Source organism: Nitrospirota bacterium (assembly GCA_016178585.1).
Taxonomy (GTDB): domain Bacteria; phylum Nitrospirota; class Nitrospiria; order JACQBW01; family JACQBW01; genus JACOTA01.
Genome location: JACOTA010000035.1, coordinates 1 through 21,668, shown reverse-complemented (window position 1 = coordinate 21,668; position 21,668 = coordinate 1). Strand labels below are relative to the sequence as shown.

At 45.0% G+C, this 21,668-nt stretch carries 22 protein-coding genes; 11 read left to right on the top strand and 11 right to left on the bottom strand.

What is annotated here, in order from left to right; all coding sequences use genetic code 11:
• Window positions 1-169: 169 nt before the first annotated feature.
• The 3 genes from HYR79_06345 to HYR79_06335 form a co-directional block, all read right to left on the bottom strand.
• Window positions 170-538, bottom strand: coding sequence for a VOC family protein (locus HYR79_06345; protein MBI1821314.1), 369 nt, complete (start codon window positions 536-538; stop codon window positions 170-172).
• Window positions 539-670: 132 nt separating this feature from the next.
• Entirely contained in the window at window positions 671-1,477 is an 807-nt protein-coding gene (locus HYR79_06340) for a methyltransferase domain-containing protein (protein MBI1821313.1), read from the bottom strand.
• 84 nt (window positions 1,478-1,561) lie between these two features.
• A complete protein-coding gene (locus HYR79_06335; GenBank protein MBI1821312.1) occupies window positions 1,562-2,989 on the bottom strand; it encodes a PLP-dependent aminotransferase family protein in 1,428 nt (475 codons plus the stop codon).
• A 261-nt stretch (window positions 2,990-3,250) separates the two neighbouring features.
• Between HYR79_06335 and HYR79_06330 the strand changes: the two genes are divergently transcribed.
• The gene (locus tag HYR79_06330; protein MBI1821311.1) at window positions 3,251-4,405 is read left to right on the top strand and encodes a PLP-dependent aminotransferase family protein; all 1,155 of its coding nucleotides are present in this window, start codon (window positions 3,251-3,253) and stop codon (window positions 4,403-4,405) included.
• A 48-nt stretch (window positions 4,406-4,453) separates the two neighbouring features.
• Here the strand turns inward: HYR79_06330 and HYR79_06325 are convergent, their stop codons facing one another.
• Window positions 4,454-4,747 carry a TfoX/Sxy family protein gene (locus HYR79_06325; protein ID MBI1821310.1) on the bottom strand — a complete coding sequence of 98 codons (294 nt, stop codon included), beginning with the start codon at window positions 4,745-4,747 and terminating at the stop codon, window positions 4,454-4,456.
• Between the two features lie 249 nt (window positions 4,748-4,996).
• Here HYR79_06325 and HYR79_06320 point away from each other — a divergent pair, with 249 nt between their 5' ends.
• Both HYR79_06320 and HYR79_06315 read left to right on the top strand, forming a co-directional pair.
• The gene (locus tag HYR79_06320) at window positions 4,997-5,608 is read left to right on the top strand and encodes an NnrS family protein (protein ID MBI1821309.1); all 612 of its coding nucleotides are present in this window, start codon (window positions 4,997-4,999) and stop codon (window positions 5,606-5,608) included.
• On the top strand, window positions 5,545-6,201 hold the full coding sequence (locus HYR79_06315) for an NnrS family protein (protein ID MBI1821308.1): 657 nt from the start codon (window positions 5,545-5,547) through the stop codon (window positions 6,199-6,201). Before HYR79_06320 ends, HYR79_06315 begins: the two co-directional genes overlap by 64 nt.
• Window positions 6,202-6,234: 33 nt before the next feature.
• Here HYR79_06315 and HYR79_06310 read toward each other — a convergent pair whose 3' ends face one another.
• On the bottom strand, window positions 6,235-6,732 hold the full coding sequence (locus HYR79_06310; GenBank protein MBI1821307.1) for a urate hydroxylase PuuD: 498 nt from the start codon (window positions 6,730-6,732) through the stop codon (window positions 6,235-6,237).
• A gap of 257 nt (window positions 6,733-6,989) precedes the next feature.
• Between HYR79_06310 and priA the strand changes: the two genes are divergently transcribed.
• Together priA and HYR79_06300 are read left to right on the top strand one after the other, a co-directional pair.
• The gene (priA, locus tag HYR79_06305; protein ID MBI1821306.1) at window positions 6,990-9,221 is read left to right on the top strand and encodes a primosomal protein N'; all 2,232 of its coding nucleotides are present in this window, start codon (window positions 6,990-6,992) and stop codon (window positions 9,219-9,221) included.
• Window positions 9,222-9,280: 59 nt separating this feature from the next.
• The gene (locus HYR79_06300) at window positions 9,281-10,036 is read left to right on the top strand and encodes a ComF family protein (protein MBI1821305.1); all 756 of its coding nucleotides are present in this window, start codon (window positions 9,281-9,283) and stop codon (window positions 10,034-10,036) included.
• Here the strand turns inward: HYR79_06300 and HYR79_06295 are convergent.
• Genes HYR79_06295 through HYR79_06280 form a run of 4 tightly spaced genes read right to left on the bottom strand, consistent with a single transcriptional unit; the run spans window position 10,011 to window position 15,025 of the window.
• Entirely contained in the window at window positions 10,011-12,152 is a 2,142-nt protein-coding gene (locus HYR79_06295) for a HAMP domain-containing protein (protein ID MBI1821304.1), read from the bottom strand. The two genes, HYR79_06300 and HYR79_06295, sit on opposite strands and share 26 nt — an antisense overlap.
• Window position 12,153: 1 nt before the next feature.
• Window positions 12,154-12,882: a hypothetical protein gene (locus HYR79_06290; GenBank protein MBI1821303.1), complete on the bottom strand. Its 729-nt coding sequence runs from the start codon at window positions 12,880-12,882 to the stop codon at window positions 12,154-12,156.
• Window positions 12,883-12,891: 9 nt separating this feature from the next.
• Entirely contained in the window at window positions 12,892-13,653 is a 762-nt protein-coding gene (locus tag HYR79_06285) for a c-type cytochrome (protein MBI1821302.1), read from the bottom strand.
• Window positions 13,643-15,025, bottom strand: a complete 1,383-nt coding sequence (locus tag HYR79_06280) for a hypothetical protein (GenBank protein MBI1821301.1) — start codon at window positions 15,023-15,025, stop codon at window positions 13,643-13,645. Before HYR79_06280 ends, HYR79_06285 begins: the two co-directional genes overlap by 11 nt.
• Before the next feature lie 289 nt (window positions 15,026-15,314).
• On the opposite strand from HYR79_06280, the gene HYR79_06275 reads away from it, so the two are divergent.
• The 4 genes from HYR79_06275 to HYR79_06260 all read left to right on the top strand — a co-directional run bounded on the left by HYR79_06275 (window position 15,315) and on the right by HYR79_06260 (window position 19,135).
• Window positions 15,315-17,123, top strand: a complete 1,809-nt coding sequence (locus HYR79_06275) for a M3 family oligoendopeptidase (protein ID MBI1821300.1) — start codon at window positions 15,315-15,317, stop codon at window positions 17,121-17,123.
• Window positions 17,120-18,094, top strand: coding sequence for a metallophosphoesterase (locus tag HYR79_06270; GenBank protein MBI1821299.1), 975 nt, complete (start codon window positions 17,120-17,122; stop codon window positions 18,092-18,094). The genes HYR79_06275 and HYR79_06270 overlap by 4 nt, the downstream gene beginning before the upstream one ends.
• 15 nt (window positions 18,095-18,109) lie before the next feature.
• A complete protein-coding gene (locus HYR79_06265) occupies window positions 18,110-18,556 on the top strand; it encodes a cytochrome C (GenBank protein MBI1821298.1) in 447 nt (148 codons plus the stop codon).
• Window positions 18,557-18,664: 108 nt separating this feature from the next.
• Window positions 18,665-19,135 carry a hypothetical protein gene (locus HYR79_06260; protein MBI1821297.1) on the top strand — a complete coding sequence of 157 codons (471 nt, stop codon included), beginning with the start codon at window positions 18,665-18,667 and terminating at the stop codon, window positions 19,133-19,135.
• A gap of 51 nt (window positions 19,136-19,186) precedes the next feature.
• Here HYR79_06260 and HYR79_06255 read toward each other — a convergent pair whose 3' ends face one another.
• Window positions 19,187-19,330, bottom strand: a complete 144-nt coding sequence (locus tag HYR79_06255) for a hypothetical protein (protein MBI1821296.1) — start codon at window positions 19,328-19,330, stop codon at window positions 19,187-19,189.
• A gap of 21 nt (window positions 19,331-19,351) precedes the next feature.
• Here HYR79_06255 and HYR79_06250 point away from each other — a divergent pair, with 21 nt between their 5' ends.
• A complete protein-coding gene (locus HYR79_06250) occupies window positions 19,352-19,801 on the top strand; it encodes a hypothetical protein (GenBank protein MBI1821295.1) in 450 nt (149 codons plus the stop codon).
• On the opposite strand, the gene HYR79_06245 is transcribed toward HYR79_06250, so the two are convergent.
• Window positions 19,798-20,394, bottom strand: coding sequence for a hypothetical protein (locus tag HYR79_06245; GenBank protein MBI1821294.1), 597 nt, complete (start codon window positions 20,392-20,394; stop codon window positions 19,798-19,800). The two genes, HYR79_06250 and HYR79_06245, sit on opposite strands and share 4 nt — an antisense overlap.
• 400 nt (window positions 20,395-20,794) lie before the next feature.
• Between HYR79_06245 and HYR79_06240 the strand changes: the two genes are divergently transcribed.
• Window positions 20,795-21,502, top strand: coding sequence for a hypothetical protein (locus tag HYR79_06240; GenBank protein ID MBI1821293.1), 708 nt, complete (start codon window positions 20,795-20,797; stop codon window positions 21,500-21,502).
• Window positions 21,503-21,668: the final 166 nt, after the last annotated feature.

Below are 21,668 nucleotides of genomic sequence, written 5' to 3'. Positions count from 1 at the left end.
GGAAATAAAATAGTCCGGGGCCATCCGCATCGAGGTTCCGACCGAGGAGCGGAACGGTAATTGATGCCTCGGGAACAATGTGTGCCGACATCACCCTGAGGGTTTCCGCCAGAGACGCCTGTGCGAGTGTTGCACGCGGTGAAGCATTCAGCAAGGCGACGGGTTTCCCTTACATGGAATGAAGAGCGATCCGGTTCCCTTCGCTATCCAGAATAATCGCCCGGAAACCGTAAGGGCTGATATCCTGCCTGGGTTGAAGAATTTTTCCGCCATTAGGGACAACCTTTTTCAGAACTTCATCCAACCGACCATTTACATTGAGGTAAACTAATGGACCCTGATCGGAGGATGAGGGCCTGTCCCCTTCCTTCTGAAAAACGCAACCGGACACTTCGTTAGGGCCCATAGGAAAAGTGCCTATCGACATACCGGGAAATTCCTGCTTTTCTATTTTTCCATTTAATATAATAGAATAAAAACGGATTGCCCGGTCAATATTTGTTGCTGGAATATCTACCCAAACCACTTGATGCGCCATTGAATCTCCTTTATAAAGAAAACCGATTTGACTTTACCCTGGCAACGTCGAACAGTCAATAAAATTTCGTATTGGTCGAAATTCCTTCTTCATGTCCATGATTAATGTGCTAGGTATTGTTGCTCCTCCGGATTATATTTTGACAGCGCGGGTCAGAAGGTACTCCTGACGGACAATATTGTCGCGCAGATACCGGCTAACCAGATGGTCGATCTCTTTTCGCCATGCTTCAAGCCGGGCCGGATCTTTCTGAAGCGCCTGAACCGTCCGAATAAATGGCCCCGCCTTGGTCTCTCGCTGAAGACGAAGATGTTGAGGGCTCAACGCAGGGACGCTCATCATCCCTCGTTCAAAGAAGAGATCGGCCACTCGGTTTCCGAGCCGTTGTTCTATGACGGATACCTCTCCCCACTGCATAGGAGGGGAAACGCCGGGGGGTGGAGGAATATACTTTGCGTTCAGACTGAACATCTGCCCGTTGAGTTGTTCAGGCGGCCAGGTGGCAAAAGCGATCCGGCCACCCGGTTTTAAGACCCGAAGCATCTCTGATATGGCGACCTCCGGTCTTGGAGCAAATATGTGGCCAAACTGGCTCAGAACAACGTCAAACGAATGATCCTCAAAGGGGAGGAATTCCACATCCCCCTCTTGCCAGCGAATATCATCGAAACCCGCGATTATTGTATTCTCTTTTGCCTGATTCAGAAGAAAAGGGGTCAGATCAAGTCCTGTCACCTTGGCTCCTTTTCCCCTTGCCGTTATCGCCACAACCCCGGTGCCGGTTCCGACATCGAGCAAAATCTCTCCGGTGCTGACTCCGGCAAAACGGACCAGATGCCCGGCGACTGGTGTAGTAAATACGGCAATGTCTCCAAAATTACCAAGTGACCAGGTTTCGCGCATGTTAGACTTAAATTCTGAAATCAGATCGTTGTTCATGTCTCCCTCTGTTTTTAATTTTTAAAGAATTTATAGGTCAGTTCCTCCCCTAGATCATTCTTTGAAACCCTATTCATTTTCTCTTTATGTTTTTGCCAGGCGGCCTAGCGTTATTAATCCTCGTTCTATTTTTTCTGACCAGAGATGTCCGCAATTAATCCTGATAAAATTTTTATACTTTTGTTGAGGAGAAAAGAGCGGCCCGGGGGCGATATTGATCTTCTCCTTCAACGCTCTTTTGTGGAGGAACAAAGAATCGATTTTCCCGGGAAGTTCCACCCATAACACAAACCCTCCCTGTGGGCGGGTGATTTTGGTCCCCTCCGGAAAATTTTTGGTGATACATTCAGTCATTCGCTGAATCTGATCCGCGTAGATTCTTCTCACTTTTCTTAAGTAATGGTCATACCCCCCATTTTCGAGAAACTCGGCAATGGCCATCTGGGGTAAAGTCGCGGTCGCCACACTGCTGACAAATTTTAACCGTTCGATCTCCTCTTTATACCGCTTTCCCGGAGCCGTCCAGCCGACCCGGTAACCGGGAGCCAATGTCTTTGAAAAAGAAGAACAGAGCAATACCCGGTCTTCCATATCATAAGCTTTTGCGACTTTAGGCCGTTTGGCTCCAAAAAACAGGTCTCCGTAGATATCATCTTCTATCAAAGGGATGTTGTATTCGCTTAAAAGTGAAACCAGCTTTTTCTTATTTTCGTCTGGCATACCACTTCCCAGAGGATTATTGAAATTAAGAACAAAGAGGCAGGCTTTTATTTTTTTATGTTCTATGGCAAACCGAAGCGCATCAAGGCTGATTCCTTCCCGGGGATGGGTCGGAATTTCCAACGCTCTCATCCCGAATTGCTCGATTGCTTGCAGAATACCGTAGAAAGTAGGGGATTCAATGGCGATGATATCGCCCGGTTTGGCCACCGCCCGCAGGCAGAGCGATATTGCCTCCTGGCTTCCGCAGGTGGTCACAAGATCCTCCGGCGTTAAAGTACAGCCTGTTTCGATGGATCGCTTTGCCACCTGAATTCTTAGCGATCTATTTCCGGGAGGAAAGTCGTAGGAATTGCTTTTATGGGGTTGTCTCCGCCCGATCACCGACATGATCCGGTTAAGCTGGCGGGTGGGCAAGAGTTCGGGGGCCGGGACAACGGTTCCGAACTGGACCATGTCCGGGTCGTTGGCCGCATGAATCACCTGCATCACCAGATCTCCGACAGTCACCCGTGAGGGGGTTAACGGGGGATCAGAAACCTTCGGTTCGGCGGGGGGCTGCCAGCTCCTGGGACGGACATAAAATCCGGACTGCGGCCTTGCTTCGATGATGCCGCGGTCTTCCAGGAGCCGGTAGGCTTCAAGAATAGTGGAAATGCTGACTTGAAATTGCTCGCTTAGTTTCCTGACAGAAGGTACCCGTTCCCCGGATCTGAACGTCCCCTGAAAAATCATTTGGGAGAGTCGTTCCGATATCGTTTGATAGAGAAGCGGTGAAGAAGAGGGTTTCATAAACTCTATTTTATCTTCGTTAATCGGATTGTACAGGCACAGTTACGATCAATTTTAAGGAGTACAGATCTGATTTAAATAACACTGTACCGGTTTAGATATTAAATAACTGAATCTGTACCTTTATAACTGTCTTATTTATACTTTTCTTCAGAAGATGACAAGAAAAATCTTTTTGGGAGAAAAAATAACACCCCTTGCGCTTGGTGCGGCACTGGTGGTGATTTCAATGGTCGCCATCGGGAGGAAGGGATGAATCCCATCAAATTTTCCAGCAGAATTAACCGCTTAACCGGATCGTTGATCCGCGAAACGCTGGCTTTGACTCAAAAACCGGGGATGATCTCTTTTGCCGGCGGCCTTCCGTCGGAAGAGGTGATGCCACGGCTTGCCATGCAGAATGTTCCGCAATCTCTCGGCCAATATGGGATGACTGAAGGGGAACCGGAGTTACGAGCATTTATTGCTCACCGGCTTACCGCACTGGGGAGACGGTGCAAGCCCGAGCAGGTCTTGATCACCTCCGGCTCCCAGCAGGGGATTGATCTGGTTTCGAAGCTCTTTATTGATCCCGGAACGCCGGTTGTGATCGAAGCGCCCAGTTACCTTGCCGCCATTCAATCTTTCAGGCTTTTCGGGGCAGATTTTATCTTACATCCTTTGTCTCAGGAAGGGATCGATTCTGAACAATGGCTCTCTTCTATTCTCCGGTACCAGCCGGCATTCAGTTATTTGATCCCAACGTTTCAAAACCCGTCGGGAGTCTGTTACAACCGAACAGAGAGGGAGAGTCTTGCGGAGATATTTGACCGGACAGGGGGCCTCCTGGTTGAAGATGAGCCTTACCGGGAGTTGGCCTACGACGTGGTCGATCGCCACCCTCTCTGTGGCTATTTACAAAAAGCGCCGTGGATTTATCTCGGAAGTTTTTCAAAGACAGGACTCCCCGGTTTACGAATCGGTTATTTAGCGGCTTCGGAAGATCTTTTTCCTCTTTTCGTCCGCTTGAAACAGTCGGCCGATCTCCATACCAGCCGGATTGGACAATGGTGGACCCATCAATTTATTTCAAGCGCTGATTACCCGGCCCATCTTGACCGGCTCTCTGCCTATTACCGACACAAGCGGGACATCATGGGAGAGGCGTTAAAATCTCATTTCGGGGATATCGCCAGATGGGATACCCCTAAGGGAGGGCTATTCTTCTGGATCCGCTTAAATCAGTCCGTTGATACGCGGGAAATTTTAAAAAGAGTGCTTGAAAAAAATGTGGCGTTCATGCCGGGAAAACCTTTTTTTGCCGCAGATGATCCCCCTCAAGGCTTTTTACGGCTTAACTTCAGCCGCTCATTTCCGTTTGAAATCGAAAAGGGGATTGCCCTACTGGGTCAGATGATTAGACAGCAAGTCCAATGATAAGATAGAAATTGAAAAATTAAGAAATAGATAATCTTCGATAGGGATTCAACGGTGTGATGATTGAGATAGCGATGCGTATTTTATACTTTCGTCTAAAAGCTCTTTAAAGCGTTGTTTGTTTTCGATTATTTCTTGAGGGAGTACCGCATATTCCTTTTTGATGTGGCCGTTAGGAAAATATTTTAAAGGTTTTACCCCCTTCTCATCGAACAGGCTCGCAAGAATTTCTGGCGGAAGCCTCAAGGCGACCCCGAACTTTCCACAGGAAATAAATATGTGGCCATCGATATACCCCGTAACCGCTCCAAAGCAATTTTTGAATTCCAACTGATGTGTCATCGCGAGCCTGGGTCGAACTTGTTTTAGTAATTCTGTTATTTGGTTGAAATACGGACTCTTCATAGTTTATTTAATTTTGTCTGCAACACAAAAAACAAGACACCAAGAGTCAGGAATGACGTGACCTTGTCTCTTGGCTGCTTAAAATCGTATCCATAAAAATGAATTCATCAGGGTCAGTATGCTATATTAAGCTCCATACAGTTATGATGGTCTATTCCGCTGGCACTTAGAAGTTGAGGTTAATCAATGCCGGTAACAATAAAATTCTTTTTTGGGACATGGAAAACTCTGGGTTCAGCTCCGCACCGGCTCTTTTTCCTGGGAGGGGCCTGTCAGGGAATTGCGGCGATGCTTTGGTGGCTTCTAGACCTTTCCGGACGTTTTAGAGGTTTTTATCCTTTTTTTTTCTGGACGATTCCTCCGGTCTGGGCACATGCCTATTTGATGATCTATGGATTTTTCCCTTTTTTTATTTTTGGATTTCTCTTTACTTTTTTCCCTAACTGGCTGGATGCTGAAAAGATTCCTTCCTGGCATTATCTTATAACCTTTTTTGCAATCGGGACCGGAACGGTTCTGTTTTATACGGGTCTCCTCTTCAGCAAGAATATTCTTCTCCTATCCGTTTTGTCGTTGCTGTCGGGTTGGGGAATAGGAGCTTTTTCCCTTTTTCGGATTTTACTTCAGGCCCGATCCCCGGAAAAGATCCACCTGAGCCTGATGGCTCTTTTCGTCGTTTCCGGAGCGGTGGGGGTACTTTCATTTTTTCTCTGGCTTTTCATGAATAATCTATTTTGGCTGAATGTTGCCCGGGTTGTCGGCATCTGGTTATCCCGTTTTTTTCCAATGCTGTTTTAAAGAACTATCGGGTGGTTCAACCCCTGTCAATTCTCTGGGTTTTGCTGGCAGGACTCTTTCTTCGCGGACTGTTGGAAGGGATGGGGATGCGGAGATTTTTCTGGATTCCGGATCTTGTCCTCCTCTTTTTTGCTTCTTATCTTTCTTTTGTCTGGGGGTTTTGGAAAAGTGTTGAAACAAAAATACTTTTAATGCTCCACCTTTCCTTTGCCTGGTTTTCCATTGCGCTAATCCTGGATCTCCTCCAGAACCTGATCTTTCTTTGGAGTCATGGAACGCGGTTAATTCTCGGCCTGGCGCCGTTACATGCTCTGACAATCGGATTCTTTTCAAGCATGGTGATCGGAATATCGATACGAGTTACCTTGGGTCATTCCGGAAGGCCTGTGGGTGCTGACAGGACAACGTGGAGGCTCTTTTGTGTTTTCCAAACCGCTTCCATTTTACGAGTCCTTGCCGATTTTTTCCCGTCCGGCAGCCTTTTGTCTAGAGGAGGATATGAGAGTTCAGCCCTCCTCTGGATCGGGGCTTTCACCTTCTGGCTTATAAAATATGGCCCTCTCTTCTGGCGCCCTGCCCTTACAGATCAATAATTGGACGAACCTTGAATTGCTTAAAGGTATCTTTTAAAAGAACAATGAAGCCCCATGACTTGAACTGCCCATGAAAAAGAGCATGGGGATAGAAAGCATGGTGTTGGTTCTTGACGCAAGAAACGCCACTCTGCCGGCACGGGTTTTTTCTTGAGCGGCCGCTGCCACAATTCCTAACACTTTCTTTTGGTTCGGCCAAATAATCAACCAAACGTTCAGGAACATGATGGTTCCCAGCCAGGCTCCCATTCCGATAATCGCTGAAGATCCTTTTAGCATAAAGGCGTCTCCCAAAATGCCCCGGCTGCCCAAAATAGCTGCCCCAAACAGCCATGTGGCCAGGGCTGAGTAACGGAACCAGAGCAAAGCTCTCGGAACAAGATGTTTAAACGCCTCGGCTTTAGTCTCTGGCGTAACGGCTTTTAAAAAGGCCCCTTGAATAAAATTGAAGTAGTATAAAATTCCGATCCAGGTAATGCCGGCAAGAAAATGGCCCCAACGCATTAAAAGTTCCAGGGTAGGTGTCGTCATTCTTTAATCCTTTCTCTATTCTTATTATTTAAATATAAACAAGCCCGCTTAACTTCTTGGAAAACCTAAACCAGCGCTTTAACAACAAAATATAGAATGCCTGTCAAAACAAAGCCCGACAGGATCGTGCCCGTAATTGAATCTAATGGATTTTTCATAAACCTCCTCCGTTTGATGTATCTAGTTGATGTATTTAACCGATTCAAACAGTTTTCATTTATACATAATAGTCGGCTCCTAATCAATAAGATAATTCCGTGATTGTATTCATCCAGGGGTCTTGCTACAATTTTTCCATGAGTCATTCCTATGCTGATATTGCAGTTCCAAAACCGGTCGATCAAATTTTCCAATATCAGATTCCCGCTCATTTGTTAGACCAGGTTGAGGTGGGTCAGCGGGTTAAAATACCCTTCGGCAGGCAGGTCATTCACGGTTACATCGTCGGTCTCAGCCATCAGGCGTCTGTAGAAAAAATCAAATCGATCCTGGAAGTTTTAGATAAAACCCCGGGAATTAATTCGGAATTACTTTCGCTTTCTCAATGGATATCATCTTATTATCTTTCTTTTCCCGGGATGACCTTGAAAATGATTCTTTCTCCTCAAATGGTGAAACATAAAACCGTCCGGTCCTATTTGTTGAATATTCCTTTTAATCAACTGGAAGAAGAAATATCAAAGCTAAAAAAAGCTCCCCGGCAGGCTGATGTCCTCCAGTTATTTTTACAAAATAAGACCCATTCCTGGGATAAATCATGGGGAAACGCCACGGCATGTAAAAACCTCGTGTTGAAAAATCTTCTTGTGGAGATTAATGAGGAGGTCATTAGAGATCCCTACGGGAACTCTTTAACAGGCTCCCCTGTTCCTGAGTTAACCCGGGAGCAGGATCAGGTTGTTAAGAAAATAAAAACGGCGCTGGATCAGGGTCAATTTCAGCCGTTTCTTCTCTACGGAGTAACCGGAAGCGGTAAAACCGAGGTTTATTTAAGAGCTCTGGACCATACGATAAGGCAGGGAAAAGAAGGTCTTATGGTCGTCCCGGAAATTTCCCTGACCCCGCAAATCATTCAACAGGTCAAAGGAAGATTCGGAGCCCGCGTAGCGGTGATCCATAGCGGGCTTTCCGCCGGAGAAAGAGCCGATGCGTGGAAACGGATTCAAAATCGGGAAGTTTCGATTGTCGTGGGCGTCCGCTCGTCCATTTTCGCTCCCTTTTCCCGCCTGGGTTTGATCATTATTGATGAAGAACACGATTCTGCGTATAAACAGGATAATGAGGTTAAATACCATGCCCGCGATACGGCGCTGGTCAGGGCCAAACAAATCGGGGCCGTCATTCTTCTGGGTTCTGCAACCCCTTCTTTCGAATCCTATTACAACAGTCAGAGCGGAAAATCGGAGGCTCTTTATTTAACCCGCCGGATTGGCGAAAGATCTCTTCCCGTTGTGACCTTGATTAATTTGAAGGAATTGCTTCCGGTCCTTAAAAATGGAGGAATATCTCACCCCCTTCACCAGGCCATCCAGACAAGGCTTGATAAAAAAGAACAGGTTTTGTTGTTTTTGAACCGGCGGGGATTTTCCCCATTTTTACTCTGTTATGATTGCGGTTTCAGTCTCAAATGCCGTTACTGCAGCGTTTCTCTGACTTTCCATAAAAAATCAGGTAATTTCCATTGTCATTACTGTGATTATTTCACCTCTCCCATTCCGGTTTGCCCGGCATGTCATGGTACAAAACTGGCTTATTTGGGTCAGGGCACGGAGAAAATCGAGGAAGAGCTCAATCAACTTTATCCGTCAGCCCGCGTAAAAAGAATGGACCGCGATACCACGTCAAAAAAGTTTTCACATGATCATATTTTAAATGAAATGAGAGAGCAAAAAATCGATATCCTTGTCGGTACGCAAATGATAACCAAGGGGCACGACCTTCCCCACATTACTTTGGTTGGCGTCCTTTGTGCGGATACGATCCTCAATTTTCCTGATTTCAGATCAGCCGAAAGAACCTTTCAAACCTTAACGCAGGTGGCCGGAAGGGCTGGAAGAGGAGACCTGGCGGGTGAAGTCTATATTCAAACCTACAATCCAGAACATTACAGCATTGCTTTCGCGAAGGAACAGGATTACCTGGGTTTTTATCAAAAAGAACTTCTGTTTAGAAAGGAATTAAACTATCCTCCCTTTTCACGTTTGGTTTCATTTTTATGGAGTGGTCCGAATGAAAAAAAGGTGGAAGAAAAAGCCAGGGAAATTGCCGATTTTGTAACGCGCCTTAAAAGCCCTTTCATAGAGATGTTGGGCCCGGCTCCGGCTCCTTTACTTAGATTAAAAGGCAAATATCGATGGAGATGCCTGATGAAGGGGAAGGAGGTTAAAAAAATACAGGCTTTATCGAGGGAGATTATAAAAAAATGGAATCAAATTAAAAAAGAAGGGGTACGCCTCGACATCGATGTCGACCCTCAAAACCTCCTTTGACCCGGGTTAGGCGGTCCTTCAAACCATCAACAGGGTTTGGCTTAACCGGGTAAAAATCAATGAAGCTGACTCAACTGGTTACAATTTTTTTAGAGATTTTTTTCCCCGCGCACTGTCATCATTGCCGTTCTCCTTTAAGGCACGGGTCGGTTCCATTTTTCTGCGATGCCTGCTGGTCAACGATCCGACCTTTAGGGGGCCCCTTCTGTCCTCAATGCGGAAAATCCTTTGTGTCTGCTTCGGCGCTGTCTTTCAGTCCTACCCATCGATGCGGGGACTGCCGAAAAACCAGGCCGCAGTACGACAGTCTAATTACGCCGTATTCTTTTGAGGGAGTCCTTTCAGAGGCGATTTCCCTTTTAAAATACCAAAAAAAAACCGCGCTGATTCCTCCTTTGAGCCGCCTTGCCTTTCCATTTTTAACCGACCTTTCCAGGATTGATTTCATTCTTCCTGTTCCCCTGCATTCCACCCGCTTAAAAGCGAGAGAATTTAATCAATCTCTGCTTCTTGCAGAAACCGCCGGACGTTTGCTGAGAAAACCGTTAGAAATTCATCTTTTAAAGAAAAACACCCCGACCGACCCCCAGATGAAGTTGAGTCAGGCCGACCGGAAAGGAAATTTAAAAAACTCTTTCACCCTGGCGAACCCTGGTCATGTTAAAGGAAAAACGATTCTGGTGGTTGACGATGTCTTTACAACAGGCGCGACACTCAACGAATGCGCTAAGGTATTGAAGAAAGGAGGATGCCGGAAAGTGGTTGGTTTTGCGCTGGCGCGGACCCTGCTCAGGTCCAGGGACCCTCTTTTTTAATGGAGGTCGTGGAGATTTCGGACTCCGGAACCTTGGAATGATAGATTTTGAAACCAGACGTTAAGCGGGTTAAATCCTCAGATTGACTGGAAAGGTCTTTAGCTAAACTTTCCCGATTTTTTACCATGTTCATATTGTCGGACGCGATTTTCTGAATGTTTTGTGCCGCGTTTAAAATTACCGTGCTCCCCTTGCTTAACTCGGTGACCGCAACTTTGATGAAATTAATCATTTTCCGGGTTTCTTCTGTATTCTCGATGACATGACGCGTTTCCTTTGAATTTTCCTCGGTAAACCCTTTAACCTGATGACTGATTTCCCTCATCTGTTCGGAGGCTTTATAAACTTGTTCAGCTTCTTTGGCCTGTTGTTGGGAAATTCCGAGAATCCTCACGGCTTCGTTGGCGATTTTATTCGTTTCATTGGAGATGCGGTTGCTGGCCGTAGCCTGATTTTTGACGGCGGCGCTGATTTCGTTGACCATTTTGAAAGATTCTTGAGCGCTCCTGATAATGTTGTTTAAGCCATCGGAGGCCAGAGTCGCCCGTATGCCCCCCTCATCGATAATTTGATTTCCTTTTTTGACGAGATTAACCGCATGATTTGACTCCTCTTGCAGACCCTGAATTAACTCTTTGATTTCCTGCGTTGAGACCACAGTTCGATCTGCCAGGTCTTTTATTTCATTGGCCACGACGCTAAAGCCTTTTCCATGTTCTCCTGCCTGGGAAGAAATAATTGCGGCATTAAGGGCCAAAAGGTTGGTTTCTTGCGCGATATTACTAATCACGGTTAAAATAAGCCCGATTTTTTCGGCTTTGTCTCCCAGGTTTTGCATGACTTTGTTGGTCTCGATACCAAAGTCCTTTATTTTTTCAATTCCCTCTTTAGTCGATAAAACATCTTCGACCCCTTTTTGGGCATAAACAAGCGACTGGTCGAAAATCGCCCGGGTCGTTTCAGTATTTTGGCTTAATTCCTTTATGATTTTATCTAATAACTGGGTTTCTTCAGCGGTGCTTACGGCCGCTTTGGATAAAACGTCGGTGTTGTGATTAACTTCTTTAACACTTGTTGAAATAAGAGCAATCGAGTCAATTGTTTGGTGAATCGAGGCCGAAAGAGTTTCCATATTTTCCGCGACGACCTGCGTTGTCTGACCCACTTCAATGAGCGAGGTCGCATTTTTTTCTATTCCGAGGGTGAGTTGTTGAATTTCTTTTTCAACCTGTTTGACAGAGGCATTCAGGGTGTCGAGAAACTGGCCGGTCTCGGAAGAGCTGGCTAATGTATTTTCCGCTCCCTTTTCAATGAGGATGGACCCCTGGTTGATTTCCTGAGAGATGGAAGAAAGTTTAAGAGTCGCTTTTTGGAGCTTTTGAAATACATGGCTCATTTGATCCACCAGCACATTATAAGATCGGGCGACCTCTCCTAACTCGTCCTCAGACTGGATTCTAAGTTTTTGACTGAAGTCTCCTTCGGCCATTTTCTTAAAACGGTCAACGAGAATCTTGAGGCCGGAGATGATTTTACGGCTGAAAACAAAGGTAAATGCTGTTCCCGCAATGATAAATAAAATGGCCAGAAGAGTGAGTTTAATTGAAACCATTCTGATTTTTTCCTGCGTTTCTTTCATCGAGAGATCCAGGCGTATCCAGCCATGGACTTTGCCTTCCAGGAACATCGGTTCGAGAATGGCCAGCATTCCATACCCTTTTTTATCTTGATAGTAGGTTAACATTTCTTTTTTCTCAGTGAACGTCCGCAGGAAAAAAGGGTCAGCGGTCAAATCCTCGCCGATTCGGGAGGTATTTTCCGCGGCGCTCACCATACCATTATCGTCAATAAATAAAATTTCTGAAACATCCGGCAGACGGGAAAAATTCGAAAGAGATTCTTGAATCAAAAAAAGATTTTCAATGACCACTTTCGCGCCGGAAACGGACAAACTCATGGCAATGGCTCTGGCTTTCGACTCCATGCCGGAACGAATCATTTTTTCTTCTTCCTGAATGACAAAGAGAGTGTTTAGGGTGTTCAAGACAATGAGCAGAACCGCCACCAGGATGCAAAATTTTATTCGAATTGAAGAAAAAATAAATTTTTTAATCATTTTATTTTAATCCGAGTTCCATTGAAAGTTTGACCTTTTCATTGGGTTTAATGGTTACTTCCTTTTCTTTAACGGGCATTTCTTCATGCCAAATTTTCACTTTATAGGTTCCTGGCGGAATATCCGTGATCTTATAGGCGCCCTCTTTATCCGTGACCGAAAAATAAGGGTTTTTTGCCACAATGATGGCTGTGCTCATAAAAGTATGGGCGTCACATTTCGCGTTGATCAGGCCCGCCTGGGTTAAGGGTTTTTTAATGTTTTTTCCGTTGGCCGGCATGGCTACATTTAAGATTGTGGCGCCGTCGAACCGCAGATGGGTGTTATGGAGGACCGGATCGGAATTTTTGATTTCATAAGAATCACCCACCATGCCTGCCAGAATATGAGGGACAAAATGGCATTTGGCGTTTTCTAAAACAATCGTTTCTGGGGCATGTTTTTTCCCACGATCGATTTCTTCAAAGCTGATCACGACATTTTCCAGACCTTTATTAGCGGAATTAATCAAAAAAGTTTCATCGTCAACCGTTGTGCCGCAGAACTCTGTATTGTGAATTACTTTATGCGGTTGATTTACCGGCGCTTCTCCTTTGAGTTTAATCGTCCCGGAAAGCTCTCCCCCTTTTTCAACCGTCATTCCTTCGTACGCAACAGAGTCCGGGGTTTTTCCAAAAAAAAGAACTAAACTTATTCCTATCATTAAAAACGCGGCTGGGTTGAATCTCATAGACTTCTCCTACTCTTTTAGTGAACGGATATAATAAACCACGGCCCATATCTCCGTCGGTTTTAATTGTTCTGAAAATGAGGGCATGGGTGTCCCGCCAACGCCGTTCGTTACCGAACGGTAAATTTTCCAATTTTCCTGGCCGGTTTTAAATATCCCTTTAGAAAAATTGGCAGGAAGAATGGGGTTTCCCCAGTCATCTATTAACGTATGGGAACTCGGTCCATCCCCTCGTCCATTTACGCCATGACAGGTTGAACATCCCATCTTTTCAAATAGCAACTTTCCTTCTTCAACGGCGGACTGAGTGATAGGGGGTGCAGGGTAGATGAAAAGCTCTGGTGAGAGCACTTCCTCTTTAAAACGGTTTGAAAAAGACTTTATATATTGAATGACATCGAGCCTATCGGCTTCTCTTAAAGCCTGCCAGGAGGGCATGGCTGTTCCGTGTGTTCCTTCGGTGATGGTCATGAGAAGGTCGGTATCGGAAGGGAGTGAGCCTGCCTGTCCGCCGGTCCATTTAAAAATTCCCGCCGTGAAATCACGAGGAGGTGGATTTAACCCTGCGGCGTAGGCTCCTCTTCCGTTCCCCTGAACGCCATGACAGCCGATACAATAACGTTCATAAACGGCCTTTCCTCTCATAAAAGAAGCATTTTGGGACGAGGTGTCCGCAAAGGAGGGTTCCAGAAAAAAATTAAAAATGAAAAAACCAAAAAAAAGGGTTTGGGTTACGACCGTTAAAACCGATTGCTTTTTTTTAAAACGCATAATCGACTCCGGTTAAAAATATTTGGGTAACCTGATCTTCGCCTGTGATTAAATTGGTTTTGGATGTGTTTAAATATCCCCATTCACCATGTAAAGCGATTAAAGCAAACGGACTCTGGTGGAGATAATAACGAATCCCTAAAACGAAATTCCTTTGATCGTTGTAGTCGTCTGGAAGGCTGATATCTGCCTGCTGTTTATTGGAAATCCAGTCATAATGGCTGAATAAAACGATCTTTAAATTGGGCATCCAATGCAATTCAACTGTCCCTCCATGAAAAATGGCGTCCTGGCTCCCTCCGGTGCTGGGCGTAACCGGGAGGAAACAGACGACAGGAGGTGAAAGAGTGGGACAGGAGGTGGGATCAATCAGAGAACCATCGTCGATACCATACAGATATTGAAAAGAGAGAGACGCTAGAGGTGTTCCCGAAGAGCCCAAGTTCAAAAACAGATCGGTTCCAATCCGCGAAAAGGGTTTGTAATTAGATCCGGTCCCTGGAATTGGGGTTCCATTAATGGTTTTAGATGAATTTAGACCCGGCCAATATCCGTAATCGCCAAACAATCCTACTCTTTCACTGGTGGTCTCCTGGTCAAGACCAAAAGAGAAATGCGTGTAGAGATTAGGTCTTTTTCCCTGGGCCTGATTGCCGGCCGCCTGGGAGCCATTGTTTAAATCAATGACATATCGAATCCTGCTGTCTTTAGAATGCCCCATGAATTCCAATCCGTATTGGTTGGAACCCAGATCAAAAGTATTGATATTGGCCGATCCGCCAGGATGGTAATCATAAACGAGATATTTAGATCCTGAATTCGTTAAACCAAAGGCTCTTTTTTGAGAAAAAGGAATGTCTAATTCATGTTTTCCGATTTTTATATTGAACCAGGAACTGCCAAACAGGTTTGAAAACCGGATCCAGGCCGCTTCCATATCGACATCGGCATCTAAAAATGGGGCAATGACCAGCAGATACGAGATGTCCTTCGACAAAACACCTCCTGATAAGAAATCGAGACCCGTCAAGTTGAAGGTTCCGGTAGAAATGGACTCACTGTTACTCTGGTCTGTTGGAAATCCCGTTTGGGTCTGAACAGTGAAAATTGGAGTGGTTCGAAGAGAAAAAGGCGATACCACCGGATTTTCAGCCGGGGTATCCCGTTCTGTTCCCATCTGGTAGCCATTGTCTCTAAAAGCAATGCCGACATCATTCAGTTTAGGAAAAGCTTCATGGCAGGCTGTGCAGGGAAGATGATATTTTTTTGCGAAGAGAGGAAGCGCCGAAGCCGAATTTGAAAAAGAGCTTCCCAGGGATAACAAAATGAAAACAAGCCATGAAACAATTTTTATGGGTAATGTGTTTGTCATAGTCTTCATCTCTCAGTGATATGATAGATATAGTTACTATCTTCAAGAAGTATACCAGACGTTTTTAAAACCGCAAGTGGCATTATATTCAGGGGCCCGTGTGGTTAGCGATGATTGAAACCATATGTCCGCCGTGAAATCGCTTCCAAAGCAAGCTCGGAGCCTCCGATGCCCCCGAACCCCGTGTTACGCACTGGCAAAGCCAGTTGCGTCACTAAAACGTTTTGACATTTCTTGACGATTAATGCAAAATTATTCCCTTTGAAGCAACAAAATTCGGGTTAAAAAAATGATGGAAAATTTGTTTTCTGGAGCCAAAGGAGTTCAGTGGGATCTGACCGATCTTTATTTTGGCATTGAAGATCCAAAAATCAGACTGGATTTGGACGAGTTGTCGGAAAAAGCCAAAACCTTTGAAAAAAAATTTAAAGGGATGATTCATTCAAGTCATCTTACCCTGACGACTCTTGAAGAGATGCTGCGGTTTTTGGAAAACCTGTTCGACAAACTGGAAAAAGTTACGGCCCATGCCCACCTTATTTTTTCGGGGGACTCCTCACAACAGGAAAACGGAAAACATCTCCAATATGTCAGCGAAAAACGGACTGCAATAAAAAACCACCTTATTTTTTTCGAGTTGGAATGGGCCGAACTTCCTGATGCCGAGGCTGACAGGCTCTTAAAGGCGCCGTCCATAGTCCGGTATCGTCATTATTTATCGAGGGAAAGAATCTATCGTCCTCATCGATTGGCCGAGGGTGAAGAAAAAATCGTTGCGTTAAAAACCAACACCGGCGCGGGAGCCTTTTCAAGACTTTTTGACGAAATCTTAAATCAGATCCGGTTTGAATTCGACTTTAAGGGCGAGAAGACCTTCCTGTCTGAGCAGGAAATTCTCGGAGTTTTGTACGATTCGGACCGGGAGAAAAGAAAAGCCGCGGCAAGGGGTTTAACGGAAGGATTGAAAAAAAACAGCCATTTGCTGACCTATATTTTTAACCTGATTGCGGCAGATCATGCCCTTGATGACCAACTTCGTTCTTTTGGCGATCCTATGGCTTCGAGACACCTTTCCAACGAAATTGAGCCGGAAGCCGTGTATGCCTTGATGGAATCCGCAGAAAAAAATATTTCAATGGTACATCGTTATTATCATTTAAAAAAGCGATTGATGAACGTAGAGGGTTTATATGATTACGACCGGTACGCCCCTCTTTTTCAAAGCGCCAGACAGGTGGAATGGAAAGAGGCCCGTGAGATTGTTCTTTCTTCCTTTCATGCATTTTCTCCCGAGATGGGGAAAATTGCCCGGATGTTTTTTGATAAAAAATGGATTGACGCAGAGATAAGGCCGGGAAAGCAGGGAGGCGCTTTCAGCCACGGCGTTGTGCCGTCGCATCACCCTTATATTCTAATGAATTACACCGGAAACTTAAGAGACGTCATGACGCTCGCGCATGAATTGGGTCACGGAGTCCATCAATACTTATCCCGGTCGCAAGGCTATTTTCATATGGACACTCCTTTGACGATGGCGGAAACGGCAAGCGTTTTTGCGGAGATGCTGGTTTTCCATCAGTTGAAGGAAAAAGAAACCAATCCAATTGAAAAGCTTTTTCTCATTAGCTCCAAGTGCGAAGAGGCGTTTTCGACGCTTTTCAGGCAGATTGTTTTGACCCGGTTTGAAGAGAAATTTCACCACAAACGAAGAGACCAGGGAGAAATGTCAAAGGAGCAACTCAACCGGATATGGCTGGAGGTCAACCGTCCGATGTTTGGCGATTCTCTTCATTTAACAGAAGACTATGGCTGGTGGTGGCTGTATATTTCTCATTTTATCCACAGCCCTTTTTACTGTTATGCCTATGCTTTTGGAGAACTCCTTGTGCTTTCTCTTTATCGGTCCTATCTTGAAGAAAAAAAACCGTTTGTGTCGAAATATTTAAAACTACTTGAATCCGGAGGATCTCAAAGTCCCCGGGAGCTGTTAGCGGAATTTAATGTCGACCTGTCTCAAGAAACGTTTTGGGAAGGCGGTTTGGATCTTTTAAATCAAATGATCAAAGAGGCAGAAGTCATTGCGGAACAAGGGATATGACGATCAGCCGAAGAACCTTTTTACAAAAAACGCTTCTGGCGGGAGCGACGCTGGTTTTGTCGCCGGGGATCGCCTCGCTGATAAGTCCTCGCCAGCTCGTTGCTGCCCCGTTTGACCCTTTCACGTTTGTGATGATCGGGGACAGTCATCTCATGGGCAACAAAAATCCGAGACTCAAAATCCGGCTGGAGGCCGCTATCAGAGAAATAAACGCTCTGGACCCTCAACCCGATTTTGTCATTTATATGGGCGACGCCGTTCATGACGGGACTCCCGGACAGTTTCAATATTTTGCCGAAACGATTTCTCAAATCAAACCCAAAATTTATTTCGTTCCGGGAGAACATGACTGGTATCTCGATATGGGAGAAACCTATCGATCGAGCTTCATTAAAGGAGATGTGCCCTACTCTTTTAATCATAAAGGACACCATATCGTCGTTCTTAACGGGATTCTTCTGAATGATTTCTGGACAAGCCGAAAATTAACGCCTGAACAACGGATGGAGATCGCCGGGACATTAAATAATCCGCGCCAGGGCCCGTTTCGATTAGGGCAGGAACAAATGGCCTGGTTGGAAAAAGATCTGTCCCAAATTGACCGTGCGACCCCTCTTTTGGTGTTTAGTCACACGCCGCTCTATCATTATTACCGTCCCTGGAATTTCTGGGTTGATGACGCCGCGGAGGCTCAAGGGCTATTCAAATCCTTTGAGGCGGTTGCCCTTTTTCATGGACATGTTCATCATATTGTTCAAAATCAAATCGAGCAACTCCGGTTTTATTCGAATCTTTCGACCGCCTGGCCTTATCCCTATCCTGAAACCGGCGTGCCTCAGGGGAGCCCAAAAATGCCCCGCCCAAGTCCTGCTAACTTTTATGACGGTTTAGGCTGGTCTCGGAACGAGGCGGGCAAAGGAAACGTCGTCCATCGGGACATCTTATGGACTTTAACGCCACCCTCTTTTTGAAAAGCGAGGACGTTCATGAAAAAAATTAACCTGGTCACAGCGGTCATCGTCGCGCTGTGTTGGGTCTCCTTTTTTCCGGCAAGGGGCGAAGAGACGGTGCAGCGAAAAAACGCACAGGGAGAAGTTCATCGGGAAGACCTGGTCAGAAAGGAGATTAAATCGATACAGGCGGCTGTCGCGAAGGGAGAAAAGCTTTGGTTCGACCGAAACCTCGGAACAAACGGGATGTCATGTAACATGTGCCATCCGAACGCCGCGGCAACCCATCCCGAAACGTTCCCTAAATTTAAATCTCAGTTAGGTGCGGTGGTTTCGGCCCGGCAGTTTATCAACTGGTGTGTGGTTATTCCCCTTCAAGGAAATGGATTTGAATTAGGAGGAGCGGAAATAACCGCATTGGAAGCTTATATGGTGTCACAAAACAAGGGGCAGGCATTGGAAGCCGGAGTCCCCTCTCCTTAACCCCGTATGAAAACACTTTTACTTTTTTGTCTTTTTTTGTTTTGTTTTGTTTCCTTTCCTTCAGGGAGGTCTCAAGCTTTTCCCGGTGACGTTTTTGAGCTGTTTACGTTGAAATATGGAAGTCCCCAAAATTTAAAAGAACCTCTTTTATTTGATCAGCCTGGAAAATTTTATAATTATTACTGGAATCAGGTAGAGGTTGACACCCTTTTGACTGGAAAAAAATTAAAAGGAAACTTAATCGCTACTTTTCAACAGGAATCCGTCCAGGGCCCGAAACGTTTAGGAACGCCGGCATTTCGTTTAATCAGCCATCAGGATGTTTTTATGGGTTGGATAACAGGGGATGATTTTAAAGCGGTTTTGGAGACCTTGGCGGGCAGGTGGAAAATAATTTCAAAAACGACCCATACCAATTCCAGCCGAACCTATGATCTTTATCAACTGAGTTCCAACGATCAATTGTATGAGGCGGAAATTTCTTATTCCCCGCCCGGATCGATTGTAGATCCCCCCCGGCCTTCCCCTCAGGTTCCATTGTTTAACTTTTGGATCCATATTGCTCCTAAAGGCCGGTAACACCGTTTGTGTTTTGCCCGCCCCCCCCAGTTTTATCCGAAAGAACCAGGATCAAGGCCAGGGGAGGGGTTTGGAGGAGACAATAACGGGAGACGTTTTGACCCGTGACGGAAACTCCCTCCCCTGGCCTGAAAAACCAGATACTTTAAAAAACTGGGGGTGGGCAAGCCGTTTGTGTCCTTGAGTTTTTTTCATTAAAATGATATTTTAAAAAACATGAAGAGCTATTCCGATGAAGAAAAAATTGAAATTTTCAAGACGCTTTACCCCCTTTTCAAACGCGAAGTCTACGACCGTCGTGACCAGATTTTAAAGGTGGCCTCTCTTTCTACCGGTTTTTTATTGATTCTTATTTTTTTTGTTTCTTATATCAACCTGACAGGTCTCTCCCTCAAACCTTATTTTTACCCGCTTATCTTCGGTGTTTTATTTTTTGAAACGGTAATTTGTTATCATCTTTATCAGCATAAATCAAGGCACGAGCAGGCCAAACTGATGGTGATTAACCTGGAAGAACAAATGGGATTTTTCAAGGAGGGAGTGTTGAGTCCTTCAAAAGCGTTTTTCCCCGGACATTGGAAGCAAAGAGGATTGGATCCGGGATTTCTTTTTTATCCCTCTATTCAGGGTGGATTGATTATTTTACTTGGATTCTTGATGGGTTAGGAAAAGTTCTTTTGACATTTTTTCAATAGACGAAGCGTGAGGGCATCGACTTTGGCTTTTGGCGCTTTTTGCAAGACGATATTTAAGATTTTGCAGTAATTTTGATGACCCAGGCCGGTGGAAATAACGACTTTCGCGACATCAGAGGAATACCCGATCGGAACCTTTCCCGTATGATAAAAGATAGAAGTATCCGGCGACCATTGAATTAGTTTTGACCCTCCGGAATCAATCTGGACGATTTGATCCCACGGAATAAGATGATGATGGGTCAATCCAAATGGTCCACCGAACTTCCACCCGATTCTAATTTGTTTGTCCGTAATGACGACGTTTGGAAAATAGGAAATAAGGAGTATAACGACAGCCGCCACGATTCCAAATCCGATGAGCGCGAGTTTAAAACGAGAAATAGGCCCTGAAAGGGAAAAATTTGGAAGCGTTTTAAATCTAAACAATTGAAGGTGGCTCAGCTCATTTAATAAAAGATAAGACAAAAACAAAACGATAAAAATCACCATTACAGATACGGCGCGATTTTTGATCCCGTAAATTTTAATTAAACTATTATTTTCAAGGGTTGGAGCTAGCACTGTAAAACTCTCTAAAATAAACTAATCCAAAACTACCTGATTTAACATGCAATTAACATACCATAAAATTTTATTCATAAACTATTGAGCTTATTGCGTTTATTAATTTTTTAAGAATTTACTTTTGGCAGGTGGACAAAAAAGTAGCAACATGATGAATTTCAGGTAAGGTTAATAAGTGAAGCAACCGGCTTGGCCGGGGCGTAACGCGGGGTTCGGGGGCATTGAGAGTGATTTTCTCGGCGTAACGCGGGGTTCGGGGGCATTGAGAGTGATTTTCTCGAAGGCCCCTGAATAAAAAAACAAGTGAAGCAACCGGCTTGGCCGGGGCGTAACGCGGGGTTCGGGGGCATTGAGCGCAGTTTGCGAAGGCTCCTGAATTGAAATAAGAAAGATAAAAATGAAAAAACCAACCAGATTTTTTTTTATTGTAACGATTTTTTTGATAACGGGTTTTTATCAACAGGGGTTTGGCGCGGAATTCCTGGATTGGGAAAACTCCGGCAACGTCATTAAGAGGTTTGGAGAAAAAAATGACTTGAAAACTTCTCGGGAGTGGATTCAATGGGCTCAGGAAAAGCTTCTTTATGACCGGTATTTAAAAAGAAACCAAACAAAAGAAAAAATAAAAATGGCCGCGCTTATGGATTGGAAAAATGCCAGGAAGGAAGAGACCCAATCTTTTAATTCGGCCAAATTTCAATTAAAGGACCATTGGCATGGGTATGCGTTTATTTCCTTTACTTACACCAATTTAGATTTTAGGGAACAGGCTTTTGGAATCCATTTTGAACTGGTTCCCCATCAGTTGACACTCGACCAGATCATAAAGCGGTATGGGAATGATCAATTGGAAGTCCGTCATTCGGAAGAGGGGAAAACCGTCTATCATTATACCATTCTACTCCAGGATTCCCCGAAAAAGTCACCCTGGAAACTCCTTCAAAATCAGATGGCGGAAAATGACGAGATCTGGGTTGAATTTGAGGCCGGACCCGGGAAGGAGGTTCGTTCCGTTGAAGTCCTGGCCGTTAAAGCAAAACCTGATAAAATTCCCTTTACCAAGAATTGGAAATGGGATGATGAGGGCTACGAGGAAAAACCATAGGTGAAAGGTAAAATGACCAGAAAATTCGGCCCAAGAACAGAGTTAGAAAGCTGTCATTGCGAACAAAGTGAAGCAATCTCAAGACTTTACGATAAGATTGCCACGCACCCTTCGGTGCTCGCAATGACATGATTAATAAGTGGGTGCGAAGTCTATCGCTGGTCTT

What these genes read in the sequence shown, in the direction of transcription:
- HYR79_06345 (MBI1821314.1), bottom strand. Translation starts at nt 538, where the DNA reads ATGGCGCATCAAGTGGTTTGGGTAGATATTCCAGCAACAAATATTGAC.
- HYR79_06340 (MBI1821313.1), bottom strand. Translation starts at nt 1,477, where the DNA reads ATGAACAACGATCTGATTTCAGAATTTAAGTCTAACATGCGCGAAACC.
- HYR79_06335 (MBI1821312.1), bottom strand. Translation starts at nt 2,989, where the DNA reads ATGAAACCCTCTTCTTCACCGCTTCTCTATCAAACGATATCGGAACGA.
- HYR79_06325 (MBI1821310.1), bottom strand. Translation starts at nt 4,747, where the DNA reads ATGACACATCAGTTGGAATTCAAAAATTGCTTTGGAGCGGTTACGGGG.
- HYR79_06320 (MBI1821309.1), top strand. Translation starts at nt 4,997, where the DNA reads ATGCCGGTAACAATAAAATTCTTTTTTGGGACATGGAAAACTCTGGGT.
- HYR79_06310 (MBI1821307.1), bottom strand. Translation starts at nt 6,732, where the DNA reads ATGACGACACCTACCCTGGAACTTTTAATGCGTTGGGGCCATTTTCTT.
- HYR79_06300 (MBI1821305.1), top strand. Translation starts at nt 9,281, where the DNA reads ATGAAGCTGACTCAACTGGTTACAATTTTTTTAGAGATTTTTTTCCCC.
- HYR79_06295 (MBI1821304.1), bottom strand. Translation starts at nt 12,152, where the DNA reads ATGATTAAAAAATTTATTTTTTCTTCAATTCGAATAAAATTTTGCATC.
- HYR79_06290 (MBI1821303.1), bottom strand. Translation starts at nt 12,882, where the DNA reads ATGAGATTCAACCCAGCCGCGTTTTTAATGATAGGAATAAGTTTAGTT.
- HYR79_06285 (MBI1821302.1), bottom strand. Translation starts at nt 13,653, where the DNA reads ATGCGTTTTAAAAAAAAGCAATCGGTTTTAACGGTCGTAACCCAAACC.
- HYR79_06280 (MBI1821301.1), bottom strand. Translation starts at nt 15,025, where the DNA reads ATGACAAACACATTACCCATAAAAATTGTTTCATGGCTTGTTTTCATT.
- HYR79_06275 (MBI1821300.1), top strand. Translation starts at nt 15,315, where the DNA reads ATGATGGAAAATTTGTTTTCTGGAGCCAAAGGAGTTCAGTGGGATCTG.
- HYR79_06270 (MBI1821299.1), top strand. Translation starts at nt 17,120, where the DNA reads ATGACGATCAGCCGAAGAACCTTTTTACAAAAAACGCTTCTGGCGGGA.
- HYR79_06265 (MBI1821298.1), top strand. Translation starts at nt 18,110, where the DNA reads ATGAAAAAAATTAACCTGGTCACAGCGGTCATCGTCGCGCTGTGTTGG.
- HYR79_06255 (MBI1821296.1), bottom strand. Translation starts at nt 19,330, where the DNA reads ATGAAAAAAACTCAAGGACACAAACGGCTTGCCCACCCCCAGTTTTTT.
- HYR79_06250 (MBI1821295.1), top strand. Translation starts at nt 19,352, where the DNA reads ATGAAGAGCTATTCCGATGAAGAAAAAATTGAAATTTTCAAGACGCTT.
- HYR79_06240 (MBI1821293.1), top strand. Translation starts at nt 20,795, where the DNA reads ATGAAAAAACCAACCAGATTTTTTTTTATTGTAACGATTTTTTTGATA.